We start from the raw sequence: 19,080 nt of genomic DNA on the forward strand, positions 1-19,080 counted from the left end.
AGCTAGCTTAATGCCACTTTGATGCCTAAGCCGATCAACAGGCCGCCCAGTAATTTATCGACAACTTTTTGTGCTTTCGCCAAACCACGGCGCACGGGTGCACTTTGAATCAGAATCACCAGCAAAGGCCACCAGATAACGGCCAGTACCCAGATGATTGAGGCGTACCACAGTTTTTCACCCACGCCGGAGTTAATCTGTAATATTTGCGTGAAAACGGCGAGGAAGAAAAGAGTCGCCTTGGGATTCAATAGATTGCAAAGGTATCCCTGCAAAAATGCGGCTTTTAGTGTGATGGGATACTGTGCTGCGCTATCAAGGCTAAGTTTACTTTCCCCGCGCGAAAGCAGTGCCTGGATACCAATCCAAATCAGATAACAGGCTCCGGCATATTTCAGAAAATTGAATAACCACGGGGTGGTGGTGATAACCACTGCCAGACCTGCTACGCAGTAAGACATATGTGTCGCGACACCTAAAATTACACCGAGCGCTGTCATCATGGCTGCAGGGCGACGATAGCGGGCGGCGTTTTTAATGACCAGAAAAAAATCGGGTCCAGGAGAGAGCATCCCCAATGTAGCAATGGTGGCGACGAATATAGAGGTTTCAAGCATAGGAATTACCGAGTAAGAAATGGTGCGTTATGGCGATAATAGCGCCACTTGGCTTTCTGTGCATTATTGTTATTGATGGTAGGTGGTGGTTTTGTTGTCTGCAGTGATGGAATTGAGCCTTTATCTTTTACTCTTTTGATGGATAGTGATGCACGAATATGAGCCAGGCGAATGTAATAAACAGTGAGGAACCGCATCAGCAACAGCGGGAAATTACCCGGTTGTGCATTAAATGTGCCCTGTTACTGCTGCAGCATGGGGCCGAAAGTATGCTAGTTGAGCAGTTATCTGCCCGACTGGGTATGGCTTTAGGGATGGATAGTGTCGAGAGCTCCATCTCAGCCAATGCCGTGGTGTTAACTACCATTAGTCAAGGGAACTGTCTGACATCGACGCGCAAAAATACGGATCGCGGCATCAATATGCAAGTGGTGACCGAGGTGCAACATATTGTCATCTTGGTTGAACATCACTTGTTGGATGCCAAGGGTGTAGACAAGCGTTTTGAGAACATCAAACCGCTGCGTTATCCGCGCTGGTTGGTTGTGGTGATGGTTGCGTTGTCATGTGGCTGCTTTAGCAAGTTAAATGGTGGTGGTTGGGATGCCTTTTCCATCAGCTTTTTCGCCAGTGGGCTGGCAATGTACGTGCGCCAAAGCCTGACTGCCCGCCATATGAACCCACTGATTAACTTTTGTATCACTGCTTTTGTAGCGACCTCTGCATCTGGCTTATTAATGCGTTTGCCGTTTTTCCAAGGGGCGTCCAGTGTGGCGATGGCGGCCAGCGTATTGCTGCTAGTCCCCGGCTTCCCACTGATTAATGCAGTTGCAGATATGTTCAAAGGACATGTTAATACCGGTCTGGCCCGCTGGGCAATGGCAAGCTTATTAACCTTATCAACCTGTATTGGGGTGGTATTCGCCATGGCTTTGTGGGGATTGCGGGGGTGGTCGTGAGTTTACTTTGGGCGTTATTACAGGACATGGTACTGGCTGCCATTCCGGCACTTGGCTTTGCCATGGTATTCAATGTGCCAGTTCGTGCATTGCGCTATTGTGCTTTGCTGGGGGCTATCGGCCACGGCTCGCGGATGTTGATGATTCATTTTGGTATGAATATCGAGCTGGCTTCTCTATTGGCATCAATAATGATTGGCGTCATCGGGATTAATTGGTCACGTTGGTTACTGGCACATCCTAAGGTCTTCACTGTCGCGGCAGTCATCCCCATGTTCCCTGGGATCTCGGCGTATACTGCAATGATCTCGGTGGTGGAGATTTCTCATCTAGGTTATACCGAAGAATTAATGTCCGTTATGGTGACCAATTTCTTGAAAGCTTCATTTATTGTTGGTGCGTTGTCGATTGGTTTATCTTTACCAGGGCTGTGGCTTTATCGCAAACGTCCTGGTGTATAAGGTTTTTTTTCTTCCCTGTTTTTGTACCGGGCTAAGAGCAGTCTTATATATGCGATTAGCCTGCTTATCTCTATCGACGCTTGATTAGGCTTTACGTATAGTGTGAGCAATTTTTCGGTACTGGCTCTTGCAGCCTACAGGGTTTAATAATGATTATCAGCCTGATTGCTGCTCTGGCAGCGGATCGCGTTATTGGTATGGAAAACGCCATGCCATGGCACTTACCGGCTGATTTAGCGTGGTTCAAACGTAACACGCTAAATAAACCGGTAATTATGGGTCGTAAGACCTTTGAATCTATTGGTCGTCCGCTACCAGGTCGACTGAATATTGTTATCAGTAGCCAACCAGGGGTTGATGACCGGGTGACGTGGGCTAACTCTATTGATGAAGCACTTGCTTTAGCGGGTGATGTGGAAGAAGTGATGGTGATGGGCGGTGGACGAGTCTATAAGCAATTCTTAGACCGCGCGAATCGCATGTATCTCACTCATATCGATGCTGAAGTTGGTGGGGATACACACTTCCCTGATTATGAGCCAGATGAGTGGGAAAGTACCTTTAGTGAATTCCATGATGCTGACGAAGTTAATTCGCATAGCTACTGTTTTGAGATTTTGGAACGTCGCTAGAAGTGAATTGATATATATTCTATTTTCGCTTGAAGGCCCATTTTTATGGGCTTTTTTTATTTATTACTCACGGGGAAACGTATTAATTAATAGTGTTAATTAGTTATTTTTTAAGGTTTTTGACTTTCTACTCTAATGTTACGCTCTGCTCGTTACACATGAAAATATATTTATTTAACTTTAAATTATATTATCTATGGAGTGTGAAATGGGAAAGATAAAATACATCGTCACCTGTGGATTACTTTTATTATCACCTTTGGCTTCGGCAATTGAAATAACCGCATGTCCAGAATCGAATGAAATTAGTCGAGTAATGAGTACGTATATATCGGACAATCAACGTTGGCATGGCTCTGCTCAAGGCGCTGAAAATAAAGGCGATACAGTCCGTTTTCTTGAGGCATTTTACTACCCGCATGGGGTAAATGACCGAGCTTTAGGGGTATTGGTACAATGTAGTTATCAGCTTGATGTCGGTATTCTACAAATGAAACTAAGAGACAACAAAGCGTTGGTTAATAATGGGCTATATATCTCTATAGTAGATAAGCCTGCCTGGATTAAGAATGAAGAAACTGCACCTTATATTAGTTATACTTGTCGAGCAGATAAGGCGAAAGATTGCTCATTTAATCGGGTGTCAGACCTCGCTATTGCTGCGATAACATCAGACATTCAGGTTGTTTTACCCCAAATGGCTTCAGAAAAATAGTGTTTGATAGTCATCAATTAAGTAAGAAATAACTGTCTTATATAGATTAAAATAAAGGCACCGATGAATGGGTGCCTTTATTTTAATATGATTATAAGTAATTAGGCGGGTCTTCTGATATATCAGAAGGCCCATCAATCTGATTTATGGTGGCTTCAACACTGAATGCATGCTGGGTAAAGTAACGTTTATCTTCCCAGCGGAGTAGGGTTAAATTGCCTCCCCAGCAACAGCCTGTATCCAGCCCATAAATACCCTCGGGAACACCTTTACCTTCCAGTGAAGCCCAGTGGCCAAAGATAATCGAATACTCAGGATTAACTAAGCGTGGTAAGTCAAACCAGGGTTTGAGTGGTGCCGGAGCATTTTCTGGTGTGTCTTTACAGATCATATCCAACTGCCCGTTAGGGAAGCAAAAGCGCATACGGGTCAATGCGTTAGTACTAAAGCGTAAACGCGCTAGCCCTGTCAGTTCGGGTGACCAGTTATTCGGCATATCGCCGTACATTGCATCCAGAAAGAGTGGATAGCTGTCACTGCTTAAGACGGCTTCGACTTCACGGGCACACATCTGGGCGGTTTCGACATCCCACTGTGGGGTGATACCCGCGTGAGCCATGATCAACTTTAGCTCATCATCAACTTGCAAAACTGGCTGGCGACGTAACCAATTAATCAACTCATCAGCATCAGGGGCTTCCAGTAGTGGAGTAATACGATCTTTGGGTTTATTACGGCTAATGCCCGCATAAACTGCCAGTAAATGCAGGTCATGGTTACCCAAAACCATACGTACCGCAGGCCCCAATGAACGAACATAACGTAAAACATCCAGTGAAGCTGGGCCACGAGCAACTAAATCACCCGTCAGCCACAGAGTATCGTGCTGCGGGTCGAAGTTTACCTGCGCTAATAGCGCCAGCAATTCATCAAGGCAGCCATGAACATCGCCAATAAGATAAGTAGACATAATTGAGGTCAGGGTTAGTGGATCAGCGCTGGGATCGCTAAGCGGAAGACCGGAATCGCAGTACGGAAGGCCTGACCGAGGTGATCAACCATCTCATAATGTCCTTCCATGGTACCCAGCGGAGTTTCTAAAACAGCACCGCTGGTGTATTGGAACTCATTACCTGGCAGGATCAACGGCTGCTCACCAATGACCCCTTCGCCCTGAACTTCAGTCTGCCGACCATTGCTATTAGTGATTAACCAGTAGCGGCCGATTAGCTGCACATTTGAACGGCCCAAATTACGAATCGTCACAGTATAGGCAAAGACGAAACGTTCTTCGTCGGGTATCGATTGGGTTTCTACATAGATACTTTGCACCTGTACACAAACGCGGGGCTGTTCAATCATAATGTGCTCCTGCTTATTCTTGCGGTGTCGATTGAGCTGAAAGCCAATTAGCCAGCTTACAGTATTGCGCTACCGAAATATTCTCTGCCCGCAAAATCGGGTCAATACCTAATTCGATTAACTGCTCTGGGGTGAATAAGTCACCCAAGCTGTTGCGCACTGTTTTCCTACGTTGATTAAACGCTTGCGTAGTAATACGGCTAAGCATACGCACATCGCCCACTGGGTTCGGCATTTGTACGTGAGGAATCAAACGCACCACAGCTGAATCAACTTTTGGGGCTGGAGTAAACGCGGTTGGCGGTACTTCCAGCACCGGGATGACATTGCAATAGTATTGCGCCATAACCGTCAGACGGCCATAAGCTTTACTGTTCGGCCCAGCCACCAAACGGTTAACCACCTCTTTTTGCAACATGAAATGCATATCGCGTATTGCATCAGTATAGCTGAAAAGATGGAACATCAGCGGGGTCGAGATGTTGTATGGCAAGTTGCCAAACACCCGTAATGGCTGCCCTGCAAGCTTGGCCAACTCAGAAAAATTTACTTTCATCGCATCTTCTTGATGGATGGTTAGCTTGTCTTTCAGTTGAGGATGGCTTGCCAAACGAGCGGCTAAATCACGGTCCAACTCAATGACAGTCATGTGATCCATGCGAGCAGCGACCGGTTCGGTCAATGCACCTAAACCGGGGCCAATTTCAACGACCGCTTCACCAGGGACGGGATGGATCGCGGAAACAATACTATCGATGACAAACTGATCATTTAAAAAGTTTTGTCCAAAGCGTTTGCGGGCAAAATGCCCTTGGTGGACTCTATTATTCATTGCTGTTATTTATCATTTTAATGGCTAAGTTTAATGCCGTAATGAAACTGCCAACGTCGGCAGAACCGGTTGCGGCGAGTTCTAAAGCGGTACCGTGGTCTACTGATGTGCGGATAAAAGGCAAGCCGAGAGTGATATTGACTGCTCGACCAAACCCTTGGTACTTCAGCACGGGTAGCCCTTGATCATGATACATCGCGAGAACAGCATCTGCATGCTGCAGATATTTGGGCTGAAATAATGTATCTGCCGGTAGAGGGCCGATAAGATTTACCCCTTGCTGACGCAGTGCATCGAGCGCAGGAATAATTGTATCGATCTCTTCATGGCCCATATGGCCACCTTCACCCGCATGAGGATTAAGCCCACACACATAAATCTGTGGCTGGCGAATACCAAATTTAGTTTTCAGGTCATTATCAAGGATAGTGATCACTTCATGCAGACTGGCTTGTGTAATTGCCCCCGGCACGGCCAGCAAAGGCAAGTGGGTGGTCGCCAGAGCAACACGCAGTTCTTGTGTCGCTAACATCATCACCACTCGTGGGCAGTGGCTGCGGTCAGCAAAAAACTCGGTATGCCCAATAAAAGGGATACCCGCATCATTGATAATACTCTTTTGTACCGGGCCGGTAACCAATGCAGCAAATTCGCCGCTGATGGCACCATCACAGGCTTTAGCTAGAGTCTCAACAACATAGTGGCTGTTATTGACGTTGAGCTTGCCTGGCGCCACCTCAGTGGCTGTTTTTACGGGCAAGATGGTGAGCGTCCCAGCTTGTTGCGCCAATGGTGGCAGGTCTGGCTGATACTCACGTAATTGCAAGGGCAGGTTAAGCTGACTGGCGCGCGCAAGGAGTAAGGCCGGATCCGCGCACACCACTAACTCAACAGGCCAATCCTGTTGAGCCAAGGCGACGACTAAATCCGGCCCAACCCCGGCAGGCTCGCCGGGGGTAATAACAATTCGTTTATTGTGGTTGTGCATTACTACCATCAAGAATTTTTACATAAGCAGCAGCACGCTGCTCTTGCATCCAGGTTTGAGCTTCTTCAGCAAATTTACGGCTAAAGAGCATACGGTACGCCCGATCTTTCTGGGCGGCATCAGTTTTGTCTACCTGACGGTTATCAATCACCTGAATCAAGTGCCAACCGAAAGAAGAATGAACCGGTGCACTGATTTCACCTTTTTGCAGCTTCATGACGGCATCACGGAACGCGGGGTCATAAATGTCTGGCGATGCCCAACCAAGATCACCGCCTTGCATTGCAGAACCAGGGTCCTGAGAGATCTCTTTGGCAATAGTAGCGAAGCTGGATTTCCCACTTTTAATATCGGCAGCCGCCGCTGATAACTTGGCGCGAGCTTGCTCGTCAGTCATCACTGGTGACGGTTTTAGCAAAATGTGGCGTGCATGAATCTCTGTGACTGAAACGGTTTTATCAGCACCACGGATATCATTAACTTTCAAAATGTGGAAACCCACACCAGAACGAATCGGGCCGACCACATCACCTTTGTTCGCCGATTGCAGTCTTTCAGCAAACAAAGAAGGTAACTCCTGTAATTTCCCCCAGCCCATTTGGCCGCCTTTCAGCGCCTGAGAGTCTGCGGAGTTTGCAATCGCCAGTTTACCAAAATCAGCGCCACCTTTAATGTCAGACACTAATTTATTAGCCAGATCTTCAGCTTGATCAACTTGCTGCTGGGATGGATTCTCTGGCAATGGGATCAGAATATGGCTGAGGTTAAGCTCTGCATCACCGCTAGTTTGATTGCCAATTTGCTTAGCCAATGACTCAACTTCTTGCGGCAGGATAGTTATCCGGCGGCGCACTTCGTTATTACGTACTTCGGACGTTAGCATTTCTTTGCGGATCTGCTCGCGGTAAGTATTGTAATTCAGACCATCAGCGGCCAGACGGCTGCGCATCTGATCCGGTGTCATACGGTTTTGCGCGGCGATATCAGCAATGGCTTTATCCAATGCTTCATCACTGACGGTAATCCCCATCTTCTTGGCCATCTGCAATAGGATATTATCCATGATCAGACGCTCAAGCACTTGATGACGCAATGTTCCATCATCTGGAACTTGTTGCCCTGCCTGCTGTGCATTCAGCTTTACTGACTGTAACAGGCCGTCGACATCACTTTGCAGAACTACACCGTTATCAACCACAGCGGCAACTTTATCAACTTCTTGTGGTGCTGCGAACGCGGTATTGGCACAGACAACCAATCCGAGAATAAGCGTTCTCCAGTTCTTCATACCTTTTCCATTTATGTAATCCGCTTTTGCGGGTTAAAATTCACTGTATTCAGTGTGTTACACAGTATCAGAATGCACTTTGATAAGGCAGGATACCTGAACCAAGCATTTGTGCGGTACCTAAGCTATGGTCGCTGCTCAGACCACGTAATTCGATGTTGAAGCTAACTCTGTTGTCATATTTACTGGTTTCATTCTGTGAATTCCAGCCAGTGATTTTCCGTTCATAGCCCAAGTTAATCGCCCAGCAACAGGTATTGTATTGAATGCCAACCAATTGACTGGCTGGTTGATTCGCTTTGGTATCGTAGTAATAAGCACCGACCAACGCCCAACGGTCAGCAATCGGCCAACTGGCGGTGGTCCCCACCTGAGAAATACCCTGCTGATAGCCAGGACTTTTCACGTTCGATACTGCTGCCTGAATATATTCTGGGCTGGCATAGCGATAATTCAATTGAATCATACGCTCTGAGTCTTTTCTATACTCCATTACCGCATTACCGAGGGTTAGACTCCCCAGGCGAGTATCATACTGTGCGCCGCCTTTCAGGCCCAGTTGATCACTAATGCGCCAGAATGTATCACCAGCCCAAACCAGGCTGCCAGTGTCATTACTGTTATCAATTGTCTCGCTTTTACCCGTACGGGAACGACTGAAGTAATAGATTTGACCTACTGAAACGTTAAAACGTTCAACCAGCGCATCATCATATATGCGAGAAGTTAAACCGGTAGACACTTTGTTGGCCGAAGCGATGCGGTCCAAGCCACTATAGGTACGGTCACGGAATAGGCCGGAGTAGTCCGACTGCATCAGCGTGGTGTCGTAAATATAGATATCATCCTGATTCCGGTAAGGAACATAGAGATACTGGGCGCGCGGTTCCAAGGTTTGAGTAAAACCTGTTGCCCAATCCATTGGCCGATCAAATACGACTTTACCATCCACTTTAAACTGCGGCATCACTCGATCAACCGAGTCTTTCAAATTAGGTGCAGTTTCACCATTATTAGCACCGGAAAAGTAGCTGGCAAAACCTTGCGGAATATCTTGCTGATAGTGTGTTGCCAGTAATTTTGCTTCTGTATTGAGGCTACCCCACTCGTTGGATAACGGCAGGTTGATCGATGGTTCAATGTGGAAACGGCTAGCTTCCGGATTATCCGGATTAACACTGGTGAATTTGGCCGCCTGACCATAAACATGCATATCAAACAGACCGATATCATTTTTATAGTAGTTCATGTCCAACTGTGGTTGGGCACGATAAGCATTACTGTTACCAGCATTCGTAAATACTTGGAACTGTTTGGATGCTAAGGTGGCATCCCAGTTCTGATCCGCATAACCAACACTGAAAATCTGTGTGGCATAGCCATCAGTGGTAGAGCCGTATTGTGATGTTAAATCAGTAAAATAGTTCGGATCACTGACTCGGGTATAGTTGACATTGAAACGCCAAACTTTATCCATCACACCTGAATGGCCCCAGTAGTACAACCAACGGGTCGGATCTTGCTCTGTGCCATCAACCCCTTTGTATAGGCGGTCACTCGGTAGCCAGTCCAACGCCATAGTACCCGAGCCCGGTGCCAGCAAGTAGCGGAACTCATTTTGCCACTGCATACCACGTCGTTCCATATAATGTGGCGTAATGGTGGCATCGAAGTTTGGTGCAATATTCCAGTAATACGGCAACATAAATTCCAAGCCGTTATTACTGGTGTATTTAGCGTTAGGGATCAAGAAACCAGAGCGGCGTTTGTCACCGACTGGTAACTGCATATACGGGCTGTAGAACACCGGGACTTTGCCAATTTTAAACCGGGCATTCCAGATTTCAGCCACTTGCTCTTCACGGTCGTGGATAACTTCAGTACCCACCACACTCCAGCTATTATCACCTGGCAAGCAAGAGGTAAACGTCCCGTTTTCCAGAATGGTATAGCGGTTTTGACCGCGTAATTTCATTAAATCTGCATCACCACGCCCCTGACGGCCGACCATCTGATATTTGCCTTTATCCATATCAGTGTCTTTGGTATTCAGGTTTGACCAAGCTGTCGGGCCTTTCAGCTTGATTTGCGGATCGTCGTAATTTACATCACCGGTCGCTGTTACAGTACGAACCGGGATAGCTTCACCCGATTTTTGTACTTGGGTTAGTTTGACCTGATCGGCGGTTAGGGTGCTATTGCCTTGCTGGACAATGACATTGCCAGTGAACAGGGCATTATCCGGGTAATTAGCTTCGGTTTTATCCGCATTAATGCGAACCGGTAGCTGATTCGGATCGCCTGTGACCAGTGGCTGGTCATAGGTAGGTACACCGAGCATACATTGCTCAGCAAGGTCTGCCAGAGTGTGCTGGCTATAGAGTGCCGTCCATATTAATGTGGCCAGCAGTGTTGGGAATCTTTTTTTCATACGCGGTTTTGGTGTTCCGTCATCGGGTGGCATCATGCCGGCAAACGGTCTGAGACTATATTACTCATCACAGTTGCGCTAGTGTTAAATCCGGCCGCTTACACGTCTCGCTGTTAGGCGCTGAGCTGAATGCCGAGTATGATAATGCAAATTTTGACTGACGGCATGATGAATTGAGGAGTATATGCAGTATTGGGGAAAACTGCTCGGTCTGGTACTGGGCTTTATGTCCGGTGGAGTCTGGGGTGCGATACTAGGGTTGCTTGTCGGCCATATGGTCGACAGGGCGCGCAGCACAAAGCGCCGCGGCTTTTTTGCCGATCAACAAACACGACAATTAATTTTTTTCCGAGCGACTTTTCAGGTCATGGGGCATTTGACCAAGGCGAAAGGGCGGGTTACGGAGGTTGATATTCAGCTTGCCAGTCAATTGATGGATAGAATGCAATTGCATGGCGAGGCCCGAACAGCGGCACAGCAAGCATTTCGTGAAGGGAAAGAGAGTGGATTCCCATTACGTGAAAGGCTGCAAGAATTACGCGGTGTTTGCTTTGGTCGTTTTGATCTGATTCGGATGTTTCTGGAAATTCAGCTACAAGCTGCATTTGCGGATGGCTCTTTACATCCTAATGAGCGTCAGGTGCTGTATGTGATTGCTGAAGAGCTAGGAATCTCTCGCGGTCAGTTTGATCAGTTCCTAAGCATGATTGAAGGGGGACGCCAGTTTGGTGGCCAGGGTGGTTGGCAGGGGCATCAGGGAGGATATTCTCAGGGAGGCTACCAGCAAGCATCAAATGGCCCGACACTGGAGGACGCCTGCAAAGTGCTCGGGGTAAGTAGCTCTGATGATAGTGTGACCATCAAGCGTGCTTATCGTAAGCTTATGGGTGAGCACCATCCGGATAAATTGGTGGCGAAAGGTTTACCGCCTGAAATGATGGACATGGCGAAGCAAAAGGCCCAAGAGATTCAAGCTGCGTATGATTTGATCAAACGTGAGAAAGGATTTAAGTAACACTGAGCGAAAGATGTCTGGTATTTGACCTCTTTCGCTTTTTATTGAAATGCTGAAAGTAGTTTTAAAGTATTAATGTATGCATAATTAAGGCTGCTTCTGGCATGATTGACTGACTGCCAAGACTTGGTGGTTCTACACTATGTTCATCTACATTGAAGGTAGCAATAGCATCAAGTAATAGATTATTTTCGGTTAAGGGCACTGGACTGGTATTATTTCCTGCTATTATTGGTGACGGGTATTTATAATGTGCTTCTTTAAAATTATCAAAACTGACTTTAGAGTCACTAAGACCCTCTTTATTCTTCTGCTGAGCAGCATAAACACCATATTTACTATAAAACTTCGTCGAATCTGAAGCTCCAAAGGGGGTGTCTCGTTGGAATATTAGTTCATCATCAACTGAGATCTTAATCGATGGATGATCCCGGTGCATGATTATATCAATTTTTATATTATAATATTTCCCCAGTTCAAGTTTATTTAGCGGTATATTTTCGTTTTGGAAAGTATTACTACTAAATTCAGTGGGTAAAATGTGTTGATTGACGCTGTTGAATGAGCACATTAACGTCCCATCATGTTTTATACGTAAGGCAAAAGAAGGACGGTCTCCTCCCAATGTATGCATACTCCCTTCAAGCTCTCTTATTTGATATATAATCAAGTCGTTAGGTACTGATATAGGTTTAAAGTCAAATGAGTAGGATGACTCTGAATCTATTTTTATCGCGCCAGGAGCTGAGATTTCACTACGATAGTTACCCTTTTCTTTAGGTAAATAAAAAGTGATTTCTTTATCGTTTTCATCTGATTCTTCTTTCTGCTGGATAGCGATATTTTGCGATTCAAGAGCCTTTTTTTTCTCTCTTTCCGCTTCGGTTGGTGTGGTGTTTTCCCGCTGGTGCCAGTTTTGTGAGTGAGTATTCATACTAACTGAATACCCTGCCAATGCGTCAATGCCACCTTGATCAAACCGATGGGTACGGCTTCTTATTTTTTCGCCTTTAATACTTTCTGAATTAATAGAGTTTTCTAAGCTAGTTTCTATTGCTGACATAATATCATTCCATTATTTTATACAATGAATGGATGATTATTATTCAACTTATTGCTTTTGTATTTATTTGCAATGTGAAAATATTATATTTATTCTCTTATCATTAATAGAGGAATAATGAGGCCGCCCCTAAATTAAGAAGATGCAGCTCATTACGATTAATAAATATTAAAAAGGGGCTTCACATTTAAAATGCATTACTGTTCCAAATTCTGGATGAGTAATACATAGTTCCTGTGCATGTAGCTGTAATCGGGATGCCATCGCTTTAGCCTCCGGATGCGCATAAAAGCGATCACCCAGAATGGGGTGGCCTATGGCGAGCATATGAACCCGTAGTTGATGTGAGCGACCGGTAATGGGGGATAATTTCACTCGCGTACTGCCGTCAGTATCACGTGAAAGCACCAGATATTCAGTTTGTGAAGATTTTCCGGTTTCATAACAGACTTTCTGTTTTGGCCGATTCGGCCAATCGCAGATTAAAGGCAGGTCGATCAAGCCTTCGTCTTGCGCCAGATGGCCCCAGACTCGTGCAACATAAGACTTTTTAGGCTCACGTTCGCGAAATTGGCGTTTCAGTTCACGTTCGGCCGCTTTCGTCAGCGCCACCACAATCACACCACTGGTCGCCATATCCAACCGATGCACAGACTCAGCATGAGGAAAATCGGCTTGGATGCGAGTCATTACACTGTCTTTATTTTCTGGTGCGCGGCCAGGCACGGAAAGTAACCCGCTAGGTTTATTGACCACCATGATGTGCTCATCCTGATAGAGGATGTGTAGCCAGGGGTCGCGTGGGGGGTTGTAAGGTTCCATCATAGTTTCCAATACCCTTCATCTTTCACGCCGCAGCGGTGTTGGCTGCCATCACTCACCCCAGTCACTTAGTGAACTAAGCTCCTAGGGATTCTCTCAGTTGCCGTCTTGCTGCAACGCGAAATCTATCGGGTTTTATTTGTTTTCTTCATTTTGTACGTCGTAGCAGTGTTGGCTACCAGGGCTAAGACTATCGAGTCTTATTGTGTTCATAAAATGGATAAAAGAGCCGAATGATTTTCGGCTCTTTCTGACACGAGAGAATTACTGGTGTGTGACCACAACCAGACGAATAGCATCTAAACGCCAGCCCGCCTGATTCAAGTTTTCCAGCACCATTTTGCGATTGTGCTCCAATGTTTCTATTTCGTCATCGCGAATATTGGGGTTTACCGCTTTCAGGGCTTCCAGGCGCGCCAGCTCGGTGCTCAGCTTATCGTCAGCTTCATGCTTGGCCGCCTCAATCAAGACGCGTGCTTGTTCTTCAACCAACGCCTCTGCTTGCTGCAGCATGGTGTGAACTTCTTGCTGAACGGCGTTGACTAATTTGCTGGAAGTATGGCGATTGACTGCATTAAGCTGACGGTTGAAACTTTCAAATTCAACCTGTGCCGCCAGATTAGTCCCATTACGATCCATAAGCATCCGCACTGGCGTTGGTGGCAAGAAGCGGGTCAATTGCAGATGTTTCGGCGCTTGTGCTTCTACCACATAAACCAATTCGGCCAGCAGAGTACCCACAGGCAATGCCTTGTTTTTCAACAGAGAAACAGCGCAGCTGCCAGTATCGCCGGACAAGATCAGATCCAAACCATTGCGGATGATTGGGTGTTCCCAACTGACAAACTGAGCATCTTCTCGCGATAAAGCTTGTTCGCGATCGAATGTCACTGTGCAGCCATCCTGTGGCAAGCCCGGGAAGTCCGGAACCAGCATATGGTCAGAGGGTGTCAGCACGATCAAGTTGTCACTGCGATCTTCTTGATTGATACCCACAATATCAAATAGATTGAGCGCAAAACTGACCAAGTTAACATCATTGTCTTGGTCGGCAATGATTTGTGCCAGCTCTTGTCCATGCTCACCACCATTGGAATGCATTTCCAACAGGCGGTCACGACCCTGCTCCAACTGGAGTTTTAGCCCTTCATGCTGTTGACGGCAGGTGTGGATGAATTCATCCAAGCCTTCCTGTTCATTCGGGGTTGCCAGATAGCCAATCAGTTCTTGATAGCCACTATCATAAATGGTGCGGCCAGTCGGGCAGGTGTGCTCAAAAGCATCCAAACCTTCGTGATACCAACGCACCAATATGGCTTGGGCGGTATTTTCCAGATACGGCACCATTATCTGGATTTCACGGTTCTGACCAATCCTGTCCAGACGGCCAATACGCTGTTCCAGCAAGTCCGGATTAAATGGCAAATCGAACATCACCAATTGGCAAGCAAACTGGAAGTTACGCCCTTCAGAGCCGATTTCTGAACACAGCAACACCTGTGCACCATCTTCTTCAGAGGCAAAGTAGGCGGCTGCGCGGTCACGTTCAATCAGAGACAAACCTTCATGGAACACTGCCGCACGGATAGCTTCGCGCTCACGTAGCACTTGCTCAAGTTGCAAAGCCGTGGCGGCTTGCGCACAGATAACCAGCACTTTCTCATTGCGATTAGCAATCAGATAGTTAAGCAACCACTCAACGCGAGGATCGAAGTTCCACCAGGTGGCGTTTTCACCCTCAAATTCTTGGTAGATTTGCTCAGGATAAAGCATATCTTTGGCACGAGCTTCCAGTGTCTTCTTCGCGCCCATAATCCCGGACACTTTAATCGCTGTTTGATACTGCGTCGGCAATGGCAACTTAATCTGGTGCAAGACGCGATGCGGGAAACCCTTCACGCCATTACGGGTGTTGCGGAATAAGATGCGGCTGGTGCCATGTCTGTCCATCAGCATGGTCACCAACTCTTGGCGCGCGGCTTCGCTATCTTCACTTTGGCTATTTGCGGCTTTCAGCAATGGCTCAATATCTTGCTCATTAATGAGTTCACCAAGTAGGTTCAGCTTATCATCCGCTAAACGTTCGCCACTCAGCAACAGTGTCACTGCATCGGCAATTGGTCGATATTTCTGCTGCTCATTGACGAACTCTTCGTAATCGTGAAAGCGATCTGGATCCAGCAAACGCAGACGGGCAAAGTGACTCTGTTGGCCTAATTGTTCTGGTGTTGCGGTCAGCAGTAAGACACCGGGAATATGTTCGGCCAGTTGTTCAATTACTTGATATTCGCGGCTTGGTGCCTCTTCGCTCCAGGCCAGGTGGTGCGCTTCATCCACCACCAACAGATCCCAAGAGGCATCAGCCAACTGTTCCAGGCGCTGCTTATTACGGCGCACAAAGTCTAGTGAGCAAATCACCATTTGTTCGGTTTCAAACGGATTGGTGCTATCGAGCAACGCTTCGGAATAACGGCTGTCATCAAACAGGGAGAAACGCAGATTGAAGCGGCGCAGCATTTCGACCAGCCACTGGTGCTGCAGGCTTTCCGGTACCACAATGAGTACGCGCTCAGCGCGGCCAGCCAGCAGTTGCTGGTGGATTATCATCCCGGCTTCGATGGTTTTACCCAATCCTACTTCATCAGCCAGCAATACACGCGGTGCATGGCGTTGGCCCACTTCATAAGCGATATGTAATTGGTGCGGGATTAAGCTGGCACGGATACCGCGCAGCCCGCTCCATGGCAGACGGAATTGTTCACTCTGATACTTCCGGGCACGAAAACGCAGGGCAAAGCGATCCATACGATCGATTTGGCCGGCAAATAACCGATCCTGTGGTTTGCTAAAAGTCAGTTTGCTATCGAGCAAAACTTCACGCATTGAAACGCCGGTTTCCTCAGTATCCAAACGGGTGCCAATATAGGTAATCAACCCATTTTCTTGAGTCACTTCTTCCACTTTCAGCTGCCAGCCTTCGTGGTTGGTGATGGTATCGCCCGGATTGAACATTACTCGGGTGATTGGCGAATCATTTCTGGCGTAAAGGCGGTTTTCACCGGTTGCGGGAAACAGTAAGGTGACCATGCGTACGTCAATGGCAACGACCGTACCCAATCCAAGTTCGCTTTCTGTGTCGCTGATCCAGCGTTGACCAAGTGTAAAAGGCATAAATTATCGGCTCGATTTTTTTGTTGGACAGTTATTGGTAGATAATATTTTGGTAAATAATCACTTATAGACATCAATAATCAAGTTACTGGCAATAGTTTACCGTCCCCGTAAGCTGCGTGGCTAACGAGTCTGTCTGAAAAAGCACGCATAGACAGAATTCGGGTCGGTGATGTAAATGTGATTGATGCGAATTTTGGCAAGGGCGCTATGGTAATGGAAGGAGAGCGCTTCGTCACCTTTAAAACAACCCAATTACGATTAAAATAACCCCATCTGACCGGTTATCAGTGTTGTAAAGTCGTCGTGCATAAAGGGAAGTATAGCGTCTGCCACCGGTTGCAGCTGGCGAGTGAGGTAGTGATCGTAATCGATAGGGGATTGTCGGATTTCTAATGGTTCAGGTCCCGCAGTGGTCATGACATAGCTTATCCAGCCGCCATTTTGGTATTGCAACGGGCGGCCGAGCTTACGGTTGTATTCATCAGCCAGACGTGCGGCTCTGGCATGTGGCGGGACATTGCGCTGATAATCATCTAGCCGTCGGCGCAGGCGCTTACGATAAATGAGCTGCTCATCCAATTCACCTTTTAAGGTACGGGCCACATAGTCGCGCACATAGTCTTGATAAGGCTGCTGTTGGAAAATGCGTAGATACAGCTCACGCTGGAATTGCTGGGCCAGCGGTGTCCAGTCAGTACGAACCGTCTCCAGCCCTTTGTATATCATCTGATCGCCGGTCGGGGTTGAAATTAGTCCGGCATAGCGTTTTTTACTGCCTTGCTCCGCTCCGCGAATGGTGGGCATCAAAAAGCGCCGATAATGAGTTTCAAACTCCAGTTCCAGTGCACAGGGTAAATCATAAGTTTGCCGAATATGCGCCTGCCACCATTGATTGACATGCTGTACCAGCGCTTTGCCAATACGGGATGCTTGCGTCTCACTATGTGCACTTTTCAGCCAGACAAAGGTTGAGTCCGTATCGCCATAAATTACCTGATAGCCCTGTGCTTCAATCAATTCACGGGTTTGGCGCATGATATCGTGGCCGCGCAAGGTGATTGATGAGGCCAGTCGGGGATCAAAAAATCGGCAGCCACTGGAACCCAAGACGCCATAAAAGGCATTCATGATGATTTTTAATGCTTGTGATAATGGTTTATTTTGCTGGCGTTTCGCGGCTTCTCGCCCCTGCCAGATTTGGTTAACGATGGCGGGTAAGCAATGTTTTTCGCGTGAGAACCAGGCACCGCGAAAACCGGGTACCGAATGCTTTTCATCCGGCTGGGACATGCCCTCCACTAAACCGACCGGATCAATCAAAAAGGTGCGAATAATTGATGGATACAGGCTTTTGTAGTCCAACACCAGCACTGAGTCATATAAACCGGGCTGGGAGTCCATTACAAATCCACCAGGGCTGTGCTCTTCCGGTAACTCACCTAAATTGGGGGCAACATAGCCGATACGGTGCATCCGTGGCAGATAAAGATGGGTAAATGCGGCAACGGATCCGCCACTGCGATCAGCCGCCAGCCCGGTGACTGTCGAGCGCTCAAGCAAGAAACTGAGCAGCTCGGTTTTGGCAAAAATCCGCGTTACCAGTTCACAATCTTTCAGGTTATAGCGGGCCAGCGCCGGTTTATCATGGGCGAAACGCTGGTTGATTTCATCCATCCGCTGATAGGGGCTATCACTGGCTTTGCCTTCACCCAGCAAGGTCTGTGAGACAGATTCCAGACTAAATGAGGGGAAATTCCAGGTGGCGGATTTGAGTGCTTCAATGCCATCAATAATCAGCCGACCCGCAGCGGAGGCAAAGAAATGCCCTTGCTTAAAACCATGCTCCCGCCACTCCAGCAGATTACCTCCACGACCAAAGCGCAGTGGAATCTGATAGCGATCAGCATGTTTTTGTAATACTCGTAAATCAAACTGCACCAGATTCCAGCCAATAATGGCATCAGGATCATGCTCTGCCAGCCACTGATTCAATTTCTCTAGTAGTAGCGGGCGGCTGGCGACATATTCCAGTTTAAAATCCAATGCGGCTTCATCCGCTGCATTGCCATTCGGCGGGCCGAGCATGTAAACCTGGCGCTGACCACAACCTTCCAAACCAATACAATAAAGCTCGCCATTTTCACTGGTTTCGATATCCAGCGACAGCAGTTTCAGGGTAGGACGATAGTCATCAGCGGGTTTCATTTGGCTATTAAGTAGCGGGCCATTGCCATTTTCTTCACCACTAAACCATACCGGTGCAGTAATGAAACGCTCCATCAGGAATCGTTCTGGCGGACGAATATCACCTTCATAGACATTCACACCGCTTTCTCTGAGCAGTTTTTCCAAGCGGATTAATTGGCGATGTTGGCTACAATATAGCCCCAGAACCGGGCGTTGATGGAAGTCGGTGAGTTCAAGAGGGCGCAATTGCCAGCGGCGTTCATTACGCAGCACGGTTTCGGCCCGTTGGCGTTGTTCGGCCGGGATAAAAGCCACCGAGGGTTGAGGGGGTAACCTCACTTGTTGTGGCCCCTCATCGGTTGCTAACCAGAATTCAACTTCGGTGCCGGCCTGCGTGTCGCGCCAGTGGCGAGTGAGCAGGAAGCCCTGACGGGTTTGACCCACGAAACTACCTTAATAAGAAAAATGATTAAACTATGTATAGGCTATTTTATTTGTCATTTTGAACTGGGGCAGTGATCGAAATCCTCACGT

At 47.4% G+C, this 19,080-nt stretch carries 16 protein-coding genes; 5 read left to right on the forward strand and 11 right to left on the reverse strand.

Translation table 11 applies throughout. From position 1 onward, the window contains the following. Positions 1–2 precede the first annotated feature (2 nt). On the reverse strand, positions 3–617 hold the full coding sequence (locus tag DJ58_RS05670; protein WP_004706104.1) for a LysE family transporter: 615 nt from the start codon (positions 615–617) through the stop codon (positions 3–5). Positions 618–775: 158 nt separating this feature from the next. Between DJ58_RS05670 and DJ58_RS05665 the strand changes: the two genes are divergently transcribed. From DJ58_RS05665 to DJ58_RS22860, 4 genes are all read left to right on the forward strand, one after another. Further along, positions 776–1,576 carry a threonine/serine exporter family protein gene (locus DJ58_RS05665; protein ID WP_004706107.1) on the forward strand — a complete coding sequence of 267 codons (801 nt, stop codon included), beginning with the start codon at positions 776–778 and terminating at the stop codon, positions 1,574–1,576. Next, positions 1,573–2,037, forward strand: a complete 465-nt coding sequence (locus DJ58_RS05660) for a threonine/serine exporter (protein WP_032909928.1) — start codon at positions 1,573–1,575, stop codon at positions 2,035–2,037. Before DJ58_RS05665 ends, DJ58_RS05660 begins: the two co-directional genes overlap by 4 nt. A 149-nt stretch (positions 2,038–2,186) precedes the next feature. Continuing rightward, positions 2,187–2,669 carry a type 3 dihydrofolate reductase gene (gene folA, locus DJ58_RS05655; RefSeq protein ID WP_004706110.1) on the forward strand — a complete coding sequence of 161 codons (483 nt, stop codon included), beginning with the start codon at positions 2,187–2,189 and terminating at the stop codon, positions 2,667–2,669. Between the two features lie 208 nt (positions 2,670–2,877). Continuing rightward, the gene (locus tag DJ58_RS22860) at positions 2,878–3,384 is read left to right on the forward strand and encodes a DUF3757 domain-containing protein (protein ID WP_004706111.1); all 507 of its coding nucleotides are present in this window, start codon (positions 2,878–2,880) and stop codon (positions 3,382–3,384) included. Between the two features lie 91 nt (positions 3,385–3,475). On the opposite strand, the gene apaH is transcribed toward DJ58_RS22860, so the two are convergent. The 6 genes from apaH to lptD form a co-directional block, all read right to left on the reverse strand. Then, entirely contained in the window at positions 3,476–4,354 is an 879-nt protein-coding gene (apaH, locus tag DJ58_RS05650) for a bis(5'-nucleosyl)-tetraphosphatase (symmetrical) ApaH (RefSeq protein ID WP_004706113.1), read from the reverse strand. Positions 4,355–4,368: 14 nt separating this feature from the next. Then, positions 4,369–4,746 carry a Co2+/Mg2+ efflux protein ApaG gene (gene apaG, locus DJ58_RS05645; protein ID WP_005193008.1) on the reverse strand — a complete coding sequence of 126 codons (378 nt, stop codon included), beginning with the start codon at positions 4,744–4,746 and terminating at the stop codon, positions 4,369–4,371. A 13-nt stretch (positions 4,747–4,759) separates the two neighbouring features. Beyond that, positions 4,760–5,578: a 16S rRNA (adenine(1518)-N(6)/adenine(1519)-N(6))-dimethyltransferase RsmA gene (gene rsmA, locus DJ58_RS05640; protein ID WP_032909932.1), complete on the reverse strand. Its 819-nt coding sequence runs from the start codon at positions 5,576–5,578 to the stop codon at positions 4,760–4,762. Further along, positions 5,571–6,566, reverse strand: a complete 996-nt coding sequence (pdxA, locus tag DJ58_RS05635; RefSeq protein WP_032909935.1) for a 4-hydroxythreonine-4-phosphate dehydrogenase PdxA — start codon at positions 6,564–6,566, stop codon at positions 5,571–5,573. The genes rsmA and pdxA overlap by 8 nt, the downstream gene beginning before the upstream one ends. Further along, positions 6,550–7,854 carry a peptidylprolyl isomerase SurA gene (gene surA, locus DJ58_RS05630; protein WP_004706120.1) on the reverse strand — a complete coding sequence of 435 codons (1,305 nt, stop codon included), beginning with the start codon at positions 7,852–7,854 and terminating at the stop codon, positions 6,550–6,552. The genes pdxA and surA overlap by 17 nt, the downstream gene beginning before the upstream one ends. Positions 7,855–7,921: 67 nt before the next feature. Further along, positions 7,922–10,285 (reverse strand): LPS assembly protein LptD, encoded by a 2,364-nt coding sequence (lptD, locus tag DJ58_RS05625; protein ID WP_032913267.1) that lies wholly within the window; start codon positions 10,283–10,285, stop codon positions 7,922–7,924. Between the two features lie 184 nt (positions 10,286–10,469). Between lptD and djlA the strand changes: the two genes are divergently transcribed. Continuing rightward, positions 10,470–11,300, forward strand: coding sequence for a co-chaperone DjlA (djlA, locus tag DJ58_RS05620; RefSeq protein ID WP_004706124.1), 831 nt, complete (start codon positions 10,470–10,472; stop codon positions 11,298–11,300). Positions 11,301–11,364: 64 nt separating this feature from the next. Here the strand turns inward: djlA and DJ58_RS05615 are convergent, their stop codons facing one another. The 4 genes from DJ58_RS05615 to DJ58_RS05600 all read right to left on the reverse strand — a co-directional run bounded on the left by DJ58_RS05615 (position 11,365) and on the right by DJ58_RS05600 (position 18,990). After that, on the reverse strand, positions 11,365–12,363 hold the full coding sequence (locus DJ58_RS05615) for a heparin lyase I family protein (protein WP_004706126.1): 999 nt from the start codon (positions 12,361–12,363) through the stop codon (positions 11,365–11,367). Positions 12,364–12,531: 168 nt separating this feature from the next. Next, positions 12,532–13,185: a bifunctional tRNA pseudouridine(32) synthase/23S rRNA pseudouridine(746) synthase RluA gene (rluA, locus tag DJ58_RS05610; RefSeq protein ID WP_004706127.1), complete on the reverse strand. Its 654-nt coding sequence runs from the start codon at positions 13,183–13,185 to the stop codon at positions 12,532–12,534. A 264-nt stretch (positions 13,186–13,449) separates the two neighbouring features. After that, a complete protein-coding gene (gene rapA / locus DJ58_RS05605) occupies positions 13,450–16,356 on the reverse strand; it encodes an RNA polymerase-associated protein RapA (protein ID WP_032909940.1) in 2,907 nt (968 codons plus the stop codon). 261 nt (positions 16,357–16,617) lie between these two features. Continuing rightward, on the reverse strand, positions 16,618–18,990 hold the full coding sequence (locus DJ58_RS05600; protein WP_004706130.1) for a DNA polymerase II: 2,373 nt from the start codon (positions 18,988–18,990) through the stop codon (positions 16,618–16,620). Between the last annotated feature and the right edge of the window lie 90 nt (positions 18,991–19,080).

The organism is Yersinia frederiksenii ATCC 33641 (assembly GCF_000754805.1).
Lineage (GTDB): Bacteria > Pseudomonadota > Gammaproteobacteria > Enterobacterales > Enterobacteriaceae > Yersinia > Yersinia frederiksenii.